The organism is Longimicrobium sp. (assembly GCF_048594345.1).
In the GTDB taxonomy this organism is placed as follows: domain Bacteria; phylum Gemmatimonadota; class Gemmatimonadetes; order Longimicrobiales; family Longimicrobiaceae; genus Longimicrobium.
Map to the genome: position 1 here is coordinate 52,766 of NZ_JBMDXM010000247.1, position 10,025 is coordinate 62,790.

6 protein-coding genes are annotated in these 10,025 nt (G+C 69.5%); 4 read left to right on the top strand and 2 right to left on the bottom strand.

The window, feature by feature from the left end; translation table 11 throughout:
• Positions 1–109 precede the first annotated feature (109 nt).
• Positions 110–475 (bottom strand): hypothetical protein, encoded by a 366-nt coding sequence (locus ACOJUJ_RS26360; RefSeq protein ID WP_420129917.1) that lies wholly within the window; start codon positions 473–475, stop codon positions 110–112.
• Positions 476–707: 232 nt separating this feature from the next.
• Here ACOJUJ_RS26360 and ACOJUJ_RS26365 point away from each other — a divergent pair, with 232 nt between their 5' ends.
• The 4 genes from ACOJUJ_RS26365 to ACOJUJ_RS26380 all read left to right on the top strand — a co-directional run bounded on the left by ACOJUJ_RS26365 (position 708) and on the right by ACOJUJ_RS26380 (position 6,884).
• Positions 708–1,289, top strand: coding sequence for a TetR/AcrR family transcriptional regulator (locus ACOJUJ_RS26365; protein ID WP_420129918.1), 582 nt, complete (start codon positions 708–710; stop codon positions 1,287–1,289).
• A 205-nt stretch (positions 1,290–1,494) separates the two neighbouring features.
• A complete protein-coding gene (gene moeB, locus ACOJUJ_RS26370) occupies positions 1,495–2,682 on the top strand; it encodes a molybdopterin-synthase adenylyltransferase MoeB (RefSeq protein WP_420129919.1) in 1,188 nt (395 codons plus the stop codon).
• Between the two features lie 554 nt (positions 2,683–3,236).
• Positions 3,237–5,708 carry a cation:proton antiporter gene (locus ACOJUJ_RS26375; RefSeq protein ID WP_420129920.1) on the top strand — a complete coding sequence of 824 codons (2,472 nt, stop codon included), beginning with the start codon at positions 3,237–3,239 and terminating at the stop codon, positions 5,706–5,708.
• A gap of 177 nt (positions 5,709–5,885) precedes the next feature.
• Positions 5,886–6,884 (top strand): threo-3-hydroxy-L-aspartate ammonia-lyase, encoded by a 999-nt coding sequence (locus tag ACOJUJ_RS26380; RefSeq protein ID WP_420129921.1) that lies wholly within the window; start codon positions 5,886–5,888, stop codon positions 6,882–6,884.
• Positions 6,885–7,341: 457 nt separating this feature from the next.
• Here ACOJUJ_RS26380 and ACOJUJ_RS26385 read toward each other — a convergent pair whose 3' ends face one another.
• Positions 7,342–9,399 (bottom strand): YfbK domain-containing protein, encoded by a 2,058-nt coding sequence (locus ACOJUJ_RS26385; RefSeq protein WP_420129922.1) that lies wholly within the window; start codon positions 9,397–9,399, stop codon positions 7,342–7,344.
• Between the last annotated feature and the right edge of the window lie 626 nt (positions 9,400–10,025).

Genomic DNA, 10,025 nt, shown 5'->3' on the forward strand with positions numbered 1-10,025 from the left:
GGTGATCGGGACGGCGAATCCCGCCCTCTGACGGCCCGCCGGGGGTGCGGGCGGTGCGGGGAGACGAGCGCATTCCTGGATCGATCGACTTCTACAAACGACCGCGGATCTACTGCCGCGTGCCCCTCCCACGGCGGGTTGCGCCGCGCGTGGTGGTGATGATGATCACGTCCAGCACGCGCGCGCCGTTCTGCCCCGAAACCCCCATATCCTTGCGCACTACAATCGACTCGATGTCGATGGCGTCCAACTCCGGCCGTGATTCCAGGATGACGCCGTCCACGATGTACAGCGGCTCTCCGGCCACCCGTTCAGAAGGGACGACGCACCCCTGGTAGGTGATTTCCGACCCCGCCGGGGCGGCGATGTCCGCTTCAGGCACGGGAGACAGTGCAGGACCCGCAATGCCGTCCGCCGCACACGCGGTGGCGGCGAGCAGCGGCACGCACAGGAGCAGACGAAGGAAACGCTTCATGCGGATCTCGCGGTTGCTGGTGTATCTCGTCCACCAGAGAGACAACGCCTGCCGCTCCAAAACCGGACGCGTCAGCCGCGAATCGTTACGTTAGCTCCAACATCCGCAGAAGGAGGAGCAGCCGAAGGATCATCTCCGCCGAAGTTGGAGCCATCAAAAAGGAATTGCTTGACGTTCATGATGCAGATACACATAATGTGAATGAACGGACATTTACATTGGAGAGTGCACGATGTCGCCACGCCCCCGCAGCACGTCCGATGAAACCATCTTGGCCGCCGCCGCCCGGGTGATATGGCGCGTGGGGCCGGAGCTTACGCTGGCGGACGTGGGGGAGGAGGCGGGCGTTTCGGCCGCGGGGCTGGTGCAGCGGTTCGGCTCCAAGCGCGGCCTGCTGCTGGCGCTGGCGGAGCAGACCGCCGCCGAGGCGCCGGGCCACTTTGCCGCCGCGCGCGAGTTGTACGCGTCCGCGCTCGACACGTTGCTGCACGCCCTCGCCGCCATCGCGCGGGAAATCGACACGCCGGACGCGCTGGCGAACTACCTTGCGTTCCAGCACATCCACCTGGGCATCCCCGAGTTCCACGCCTGCGCGCTGCTGCAGGCGCGCACCACGCTGGCGGAGATCCGCACCCTGCTGGAGGAGGCGATGGAGTCCGGCGAGCTCGCCGAGTGCGACCCCGACGATCTTTCTCGCACCGTGCAGACCGCATACACCGGCGCACTCTCCACCTGGGCCGTCTATCGCTCCGGCACCCTCGACGACTGGCTCCGCGGCGAGGTCGAAGCTGTGCTGGAGCCGTATCGGCCCTGACTCCCGCACCTTGAGAACGCCACAACCGCCCCCTCCGCGCACCAATCCTCCCCGCACGCTTCACACCCGTCAGCGCAGGTCGACATCGCGTTCCCCAAGCCGCGATTTGAATCGCCGCTCGACGACATCGCCGCGACGGATCGTGTCCTTCTAACGCATCCGGGTGGTTGCTCCCCGTCCGCCATCGCCCTATAACCTGTACCCCATGGAGACCCGCGACCCGGCCACGCTGCCCCCCCTTACGCAGGACGAATCGGTCCGCTACAGCCGCCACCTGATCCTTCCCGAAGTGGGGCCGGAGGGGCAGCGCAGGCTCAAGGCGGGGCGCGTGCTGCTGGTGGGCGCGGGGGGGCTGGGCTCGCCCGCGGCCATGTACCTGGCCGCCGCGGGGGTGGGGACGCTGGGGATCGTGGACTTTGACGTGGTGGATACCACCAACCTGCAGCGCCAGGTCATCCACGGTACCTCCGACGTGGGCCGGCCCAAGCTGGGCTCCGCCCGCGACCGCATCGCCGAGATCAACCCGCACGTCGCGGTCGAAGGCCACGCCGTGCGCCTGACCAGCGCCAACGCGCGCGAGATCGTGCGCGGCTACGACGTGGTGATCGACGGCACCGACAACTTTCCCACGCGCTACCTGGTGAACGACGCGTGCGTGCTGGAGGGAAAGCCGTGCATCTACGGCTCCATCCTGCGCTGGGAGGGTCAGGCGTCGGTGTTCTGGGCGGGCCACGGCCCGTGCTACCGCTGCCTGTTCGCCGAGCCGCCGCCGCCGGGGATGGTCCCGTCGTGTGCCGAGGCCGGCGTGCTGGGCGTGCTGCCGGGGATCATCGGGTGCGTGCAGGCGCTGGAGGCGGTAAAGCTGCTGTTGGGACAGGGCGACCTGCTGGTGGGCCGCCTGCTGCTGTTCGATGCGCTGCGGATGCAGTTTCGCGAGATGCGCCTGCGCCGCGACCCCGCCTGCCCCCTGTGCGGCGACAACCCCACGATCCACGAGCTGATCGACTACGAGCGATTCTGCGGCTACGAGCCCGCGGAAACCACGACGGAGAAAAGGATGAACGCAGACGTGCCCGAGATCACCCCCACGGAGCTCAAGGAGCGCCTGGACCGCGGCGACAAGCTCACCATCATCGACGTGCGCGAGCCGTTCGAGTGGGACATCGGCAACCTGGAGGCGCACGGCGCGCGCCTCATCCCGCTCAAGCAGGTGCCGCAGCGGATGGAGGAGATCGATCCGGCCGGGGAGATCGTGCTGCAGTGCCGCAGCGGCGCCCGCAGCGCGCAGGCGCTGGGCTACCTGCGCCAGCACGGCTACGAGCGCCTGCTGAACCTGAAAGGCGGCATCCTCGCCTGGTCCGACGAGGTGGATCCGAGCATCCCGAAGTACTGAGGCGCTTCGGCTGGTTCCGAACTGCGTCCGCCGAGCGGCCCCCTCTCCCGGCCTCTCCCCCCGCAAACGGCGCGGGAGAGAGGTGACGCGAGCCGGCCGTCCGGCATGCTTCGGTGAGGGCCCACGCGAAACCAGCCTGCCGGAGCGGAATCGAATTTTCCCCTTTCTCCCGCGACAGCGGGGGAGAGGGGCCGGGGGAGAGGGGGCTTGTCAGGCGACAGTTCGATGCCTTTCGAAGCGCTTCGGCCCCGGCAGCTCCGTCGGAAGGACATCGGGATAGCTGTCGAAGCGGGATCGAATTCTCCCCTCTCCCGCGCAGTTTGCGGGAGAGGGGCCGGGGGTGAGGGCCCCGCGCGAAGCGCGACGACGTAGAGCCCAGCCTTCCCGGTGAGCCGGCTTTCGAGTCAGATCCCGAGTAGTCACTGCACGTCCGGCACGGAACCCGCGGCGGGTGGCGGGAGCACCGTGTCACAACAAGCCAGTCGTGTCTGGAGGAGGGCGCCGGTCCCTGCTCCCTGACCTGGGCCTCAACCACCCACGGCCAAGGAACGCCGATGCCCGTGCCCCTGCTCTCCATCATCCCCACCCTTCCGTTCACGGACCCCGTCCTGATCGTCGCGCTGGCGACGCTCATCTTTCTTGCCGTGCCCATCCTGGCGGAGCGGGTGCGCGTGCCCGGCGTGATCGGGCTGATCGTGGCGGGGGCGGCGGTGGGGCCGCACGGCTTCGGGCTGCTGGAGCGCGACCAGACCATCGTGCTGCTGGGCACCGTGGGCCTGCTGTACCTGATGCTGATGGTGGGGCTGGAACTGGACCTGAACCAGTTCAACCGCTACCGCAACCGCAGCATCGTCTTTGGCCTGCTCTCCTTCCTGATCCCCGCGGCGCTGGGGCTGGGCCTGGGCCTGGCGCTGGGCTACTCCACGGGGTCTGCGCTGCTGCTGGCCTCCGCCTTTTCGTCGCACACGCTGCTGGCGTATCCCATCGCCAGCCGCATGGGCATCGTGCGCAACGAGGCGGTGACCACGGCGCTGGGCGGGACCATCCTTACCGAGATCCTGGCGCTGCTGCTGCTGGCCGTGGTCGCCAACTCGGCGGGCGGAGGCGCGCCGTCGCTGGGGTTCTGGGCGCGGCTGGGCGTGTCGTTCGGCGTGTACGTGCTGGTGGTGATGTGGGGGCTGCCGCGGCTGGGGCGCTGGTTCTTTCGCCAGGCGGGCGAGGGCGGCGCGGAGTTCATCTTCGTCCTCGCCTCGCTGTTCACCGTGTCGTACCTGTCGCACGCGGCGGGGGTGGAGCCCATCGTGGGCGCGCTGCTGGCCGGGCTGGCGCTCAACCGCCTGGTGCCCGCGCACGGCCCGCTGATGAACCGCATCCACTTCGTGGGCAACACCATCTTCATCCCCTTCTTTCTTCTTTCCGTGGGGATGCTGGTGAACGTGCGCGCGCTGGACAGCGGCCGCGCCTGGACCATCTCCATCGTCCTTACCCTGGGCGTGATCGCCGGCAAGTGGCTGGCGTCCAAGGTGACGGAAAAGGCGTTCGGGTACGGCGTGGACGAGGGATGGGTCGTCTTTGGCCTTACCGTGCCGCACGCGGCGGGGACGCTGGCCATCGTCCTGGTCGGCTACGAGCTGGGGCTGCTGGACCAGACCGAGGTCAACGGCGTGGTGCTGATGATCCTGGCCACCTGTCTGGCCGGCCCCTGGGCGGTGGAGCGCTACGGCCGTCGCGTGGCCGCGCGCGAGGAGCAGCGTCCCTACGATGCGGATGCCGCGCCCCGCCGCATCCTGATCCCCCTTGCCAATCCCGCCACGGCGGAGGCGCTGATGGATCTCGCCTTCGTGGTCCGCGCAAAGGACAGCGACGAGCCGCTGTACCCGCTTACGGTGGCGCCGGAGGAGGGCGGCGCGACGGAGGCGTGGGTGGCGGAGGCGGAGCGGATGCTGGGCCACGCCGTGCACCACGCCGCCGCGGCCGAGGTGCCCGTGCACCCGCTGACGCGCGTGGACGCGCACGTGGCCGCCGGCATCGTCCGCGGGATCGCGGAGACGCGCAGTACGGAAGTCGTCATCGGCTGGGATGGGCGGCGCACGGGGGCGCGCGTCATCTTTGGCACCGTGCTGGACCAGCTGCTGGAGCGCACGCGGCAGACGGTGCTGGTCGCGCGGCTGGGACATCCGCTGAGCGTGACGCGGCGGCTGGTGGTCCTCTTTCCCCCCGCCATCGACCGCCACCCCGGCTTTCCGCACGCGCTGGCGACGGTGAACCGCATCGCGTCCGGCATTGGCGCGGGGGTGGCGGGGGTGGTGGTGGGGTCGGAGACGGAGCGGGTGCAGGGGGTGCACGCCGCCGCGCGGCCGCAGGTGGCGGCGGAGTGGACGGCGGTGGAGGACTGGGGCGCGCTGGCCACGTGGCTGCGCGATTCGCTGCGGCGCGAGGACCTGGTGGTGCTGATGGCGGCGCGGCGCGGCACGGTGGCGTGGCACCCGCGGCTGGCGCGGCTTCCGGGCGAGCTGGCGGAGATGGCGCCGGAAAGCTTTCTGGCCATCTACGCGCCGGAGTCGGAGGCGCCGGCGGACCGCGGTGTGGAGCCGTTCGTGGGGACGCTGGCGCCGGACCGCGTGGTGCAGGTGCAGGCGGAGGACTTTGGCGGCGCGCTGCGCGAGATGCTGGCGCCGGTGTTCGACGCGCAGACGGCGCGCGCGCTGGCGGATACGCTGGAGGCGTCGGAGGAGCGCTTTTCCACGGAGATCGTCCCCGGCGTGGCGCTGCCGCACGCGCGCCTCCCCGGCCTGCCGCGCCCGGTGCTGGTGCTGGGTGTGAGCCGCGACGGCGTGCCCCTTCCGCACGGGCATCGTCCGGTACGGCTGATCTTTGCCCTGGTCAGCTCGGCGGAGCGGGCGGAGGAGCATCTGCGCTCGCTAGCCCAGATCGCCCAGCTCCTTGCGGACCCCGCCCAGACCAGCAGGCTGCTGGAGCGCTACGCCCCCGAAGCCACGCTCGACTGGCTGCACGTGGACGAATGACTGGAGTGCGAGAGTGCGAGAGTGCGAGAGTGGGCATGATCGAGCGGCAACGACTGAGCTTGTAGAGCACGATCGAAGTGTATACCCTCTCCCGCTTGCGGGAGAGGGTGCGAGCCTGAGCGAGCGGGTGAGGGCCCCGCGGGCGCAGACCACGGCGAGACCGGATCATCGAAACTCATGTCGACTGAAGCGATCGAAACCCCCGTCCTCCCCACGGCCGACGACGTGCACGCGGCTGCGGAGCGGCTGCGGGGCATCGCGCACCGCACGCCGGTGATGACGTCGCGCACGCTGGACGAGCGGCTGGGCGCGCAGGTGTTCTTCAAGTGCGAAAACCTGCAGCGCATGGGCGCCTTCAAGTTCCGCGGCGCGTACAACGCCGTGTCGCTGCTGTCGGCCGAGGAGCGCGCGCGGGGCGTGCTGGCGTACTCGTCGGGGAATCACGCGCAGGCGGTGGCGCTCACCGGGCGGCTGCTGGGCATCCGCACCACCATCGTGATGCCGAGTGACGCGCCGGTCTCCAAGGTCGAGGCCACCCGCGGCTACGGCGCCGAAGTCATTCTGTACGACAAGGAAACGCAGTCGCGCGAGGAGCTGGCGGCGCAACTCAAGGAAGAGCGCGGGATGAGCCTGATCCCGCCGTACGACTATGCCGACGTGGTGTCGGGGCAGGGAACCGCCGCGCTGGAGCTGCTGCGGGAGACGGGTCCGCTGGACGCGCTGCTGGCCCCCTGCGGCGGCGGCGGCCTGCTGAGCGGCAGTGCGCTGGCGGCGGCGGCGCTCTCGCCCGGGTGCCGGGTGATCGGCGTGGAGCCGGAGCTGGCGGACGACGCCACCCGCTCCTTTCGCACCGGCACCGTACAGACGGTGCGCAACCCGCCCACCATCGCCGACGGCCTGCGCACGCCGGCGCTGGGCCGCATCACCTTTCCGCTAATCCGCGCCCACGTCGCCGACATGCGCACCGTCAGCGAGCAGGGGATCGTCGAAGCCATGCGCTTCCTGTGGACGCGGATGAAGATCATCGTCGAGCCCTCCGGCGCCGTGCCTCTGGCCGCGCTGCTGGCGGATCCCGGCGCGTTCAAGGGGATGCGCATCGGCATCGTCATCAGCGGCGGCAACGTCGATCTCGCCAGCGCCTGCGCGCTGTTCGCGGGGGAGATTGGAGTCGCGTGATGAGTGCAACGAATGTTCAGGAGACTGCGTCCGGAAGATCACTGTCATTCTGAAGGAGGCGCCGCGCACAACCGGCTTTACGCTCCAGGGTCATGGCGCCGACTGAAGAATCTCTCTCAGAAACGGGCGGGCCTTCGCGCCGAAACCCGACGTAGCCGACGGAACTGTGCGCCCAGCTTACAGATTCTTCGGTCGGCGCACAGGCGATTGTGTAGATCCGCACGGAACTGAGCGCGCGCCTCGCTCAGAATGACACCGTCCGCCGGGTTCCCTGGTGGTGCTCTTTCCCAGATCTGGCGTGAGCGGCTTCCGCATCGGGGAGAACCTGCGGATCCGTGTCGGCGAAGGCGGACAGCGTGATGTCGTTGCCGCGATTTGAATCGCTCTCAGCGGGAGTCAGCGGATAAAGCGCGCGCCGGAGGATTTCCCCCGGCGCGCTTTTATCCACCGACCCGAATCACCGCCCCGCCGCGACAGCGGCTTCGGCGCGGGGGAGGCGGGCGAAGTCCTGCACCATCCGCACAAAGCCCGCGCGGTGCTCGCTGGGGTCGCTGCCCAGGGCGCCGCTCGCCAGCGACAGCACGTCCTCCAGGCTCGCACGGCCGCGGTGCTCGGAGTCGCGCAGCAGCATCCCGAACTCCGCCACCGCCGCCGCGAACCGGAAGTCGTCCGACGGCCGGTCCAGGCGCCGCGGCGCGCGCACCGGGTGCGACAGCAGCACGCTCTGCTCGCCGTCCGGCTGCTTGTAGCGGATGTTGACGTTCATCATCTCCCCCGCGAACGCCACCACCGGCTCCGTGGCCGGGCTCTGGTAGCGCAGCGGGTCCACGTTGCCCACCTGCACGTCGCTGTCGGCATCCACCGGCACCACCTCGTACAGGGCGGTAACGGAGTGGCCGGCGCCCAGCTCGCCCGCGTCCTTGCGATCGTCGTTGAAGTCCTCGGCGCGCAGCAGGCGGTTCTCGTAGCCGATCAGCCGGTACGCCCGCACCTGCGCCGGGTTGAACTCCACCTGCAGCTTTACGTCCTTGGCGATGGTGAACAGCGTGCCGCCCATCTCCTGCACCAGCACCTTGCGCGCCTCCATCAGCCCGTCGATGTACGCGTAGTTGCCGTTGCCGTGGTCGGCCATCTGCTCCATCCGCGCGTCGGCCAGGTTCCCCGTGCCGTAGCCCAGCACGGTCAGAAAGGTGCCCTGCGCGCGCTTTTCCTCGATCAGCTGAACCAGCTCCGACTCGCTGCTGGTGCCTACGTTGAAGTCACCGTCGGTGGTCAGGATCACCCGGTTGTTGCCGCCCGCCACGTGGTTGCGGCGCGCCACCTCGTACGCCAGCCGGATCCCGGCCGCGCCCGCCGTGCTGCCGCCCGCCTCCAGCCGCTCGATGGCGTCCAGGATCGTTTCGCGCCGGTCGCCCGGGGTGGCGTCCAGCACCAGCCCCGCCGCGCCGGCGTAGACCACGATCGCCACGCGGTCGCGCGCCGAAAGCTCCTCCACCAGCAGGCGCAGCGACGCCTTGACCAGCGGCAGCTTGTCGGGCGACTGCATGGAACCCGACACGTCCACCAGGAACACCAGGTTGCTGGCGGGAAGGTCCGTCCGCGGCATCCGCCGGCCCTGGATGCCCACGTGCACCAGCCGGTGGCGCGGGTTCCACGGCGCCACACCCACCTCCGTCACCACCGCGAACGGGTGCCGGCCGCGCGGGTCGGGATACGCGTAGTCAAAGTAGTTCACCATCTCTTCAATGCGCACCGCGTCGCGCGGCGGCGCCCGGCCGTCGCGGATAAAGCGGCGCACGTTGCTGTACGACGCCGGGTCCACGTCGATGCCAAAGGTGGAAAGCGGGTTGCCGGCCACCGCCAGGAACGGATTCTCCTGGATGAGGCTGTACTCCTCCGTGTCGAACCCGCCCGGCTGCGTGCCGGGAGATGCGTTGGGCGCCGTGTTGCCTTCCGCATTGATGGATCTGCGTCCGCGCAGCAGGATGCTGGGCGCGGTGCCGGGCTGGCCGGTGCCGTTGACGATCGTGACACCCGCCACCTTGCCCTGAATGGCCCCCGCCGCGGTGGTGGACGACACCGGCACCTCCGCGGCGTTCACGTGCGCGACGGCGAACGGCACCTTGCTCACCTCCGTCGTCTGCGCGGTGCCGGTGACCACCACGTCCTCCAGGAAGATCATCTGCGCCGTCATCACGAAGTCCTGCGTCAGCGTTGCGCCGGGGGACAGGGTGATGCTGCGCGATACCGGCGCCAGCCCCTGGCGCGACGCCGTCATCTGTACCGATTGCCCGGCGCGGATGCGCGCGCCCGGAATCACCAGCCGGTACATGCCGTCCGCCGCGGTGCTGGCGCCGGCGTTCAGCGACTCGATGCGCACCAGCACGGCGGCCTCGGGCTGCCCCTGCGCGTTGGTCACGCGGCCGGTGACGGTGGCGGCCTCCTGCGCCGCCGCGGGGCGCGCGGCCGGCAGGGCGAGCAGGATGAATAGCGCTCGGACGAAAGCTTGTTTCATGGCAGGCTCCTTTTTCACGTTCTCGGATGCTGGCGATCAGGGATCGTTCGGGCCCTTCGCTTCTCCTCTCGTAAATGTGAGCGGATGGAGAGCACCCGTCGGCGGGTGCCTGTAGTGAACGTCGCGAACCGTCCGGGGTGTGACAGGCGGAGCCCGGGCAGGGACGAACGGCAAGTGGGCGGGATGCTGGACCTGGATCGTCAACGTACGGCAGGCGTGGCGCTTACCTCCTGCGTGGGGGTGGCGGACGTTTCTCCAGATCGCGCATCAGGTGGTGCGATGGACGCTCTTCCGTGCGCCGCGGAGATCCTCGGGCGATCCGCATACCTCTTCGAAAAAACGCGGATGGCTCCCTGCCGCATTCCATCTCCTTCCCGTTGCCTGAGGCCTCCCACACCGTCACGTGCCTCGCCGACGGGCGTGGTGACATCGTCGTCCCGGACCGCCAGCGTGCAACGCGTGAGAGCAGGGAAAACGGCACGAGAAAACTCTGAGTCCGGTCCAAGAAGTCACGATGGCTGATGCGGCGGTGTCAGGCGAATGCGGCCGTGGCCCATTGAGCGGGTCTCCAGAGGCGGATGAAGGCTCGGAACCGTCCGCGCAATCGCGGCCCCCGCCCGCCGGCA

Coding starts and splice junctions, on each gene's coding strand:
- ACOJUJ_RS26360 (WP_420129917.1), bottom strand. CDS start 475: ATGAAGCGTTTCCTTCGTCTGCTCCTGTGCGTGCCGCTGCTCGCCGCC.
- ACOJUJ_RS26365 (WP_420129918.1), top strand. CDS start 708: ATGTCGCCACGCCCCCGCAGCACGTCCGATGAAACCATCTTGGCCGCC.
- moeB (WP_420129919.1), top strand. CDS start 1,495: ATGGAGACCCGCGACCCGGCCACGCTGCCCCCCCTTACGCAGGACGAA.
- ACOJUJ_RS26375 (WP_420129920.1), top strand. CDS start 3,237: ATGCCCGTGCCCCTGCTCTCCATCATCCCCACCCTTCCGTTCACGGAC.
- ACOJUJ_RS26380 (WP_420129921.1), top strand. CDS start 5,886: ATGTCGACTGAAGCGATCGAAACCCCCGTCCTCCCCACGGCCGACGAC.
- ACOJUJ_RS26385 (WP_420129922.1), bottom strand. CDS start 9,399: ATGAAACAAGCTTTCGTCCGAGCGCTATTCATCCTGCTCGCCCTGCCG.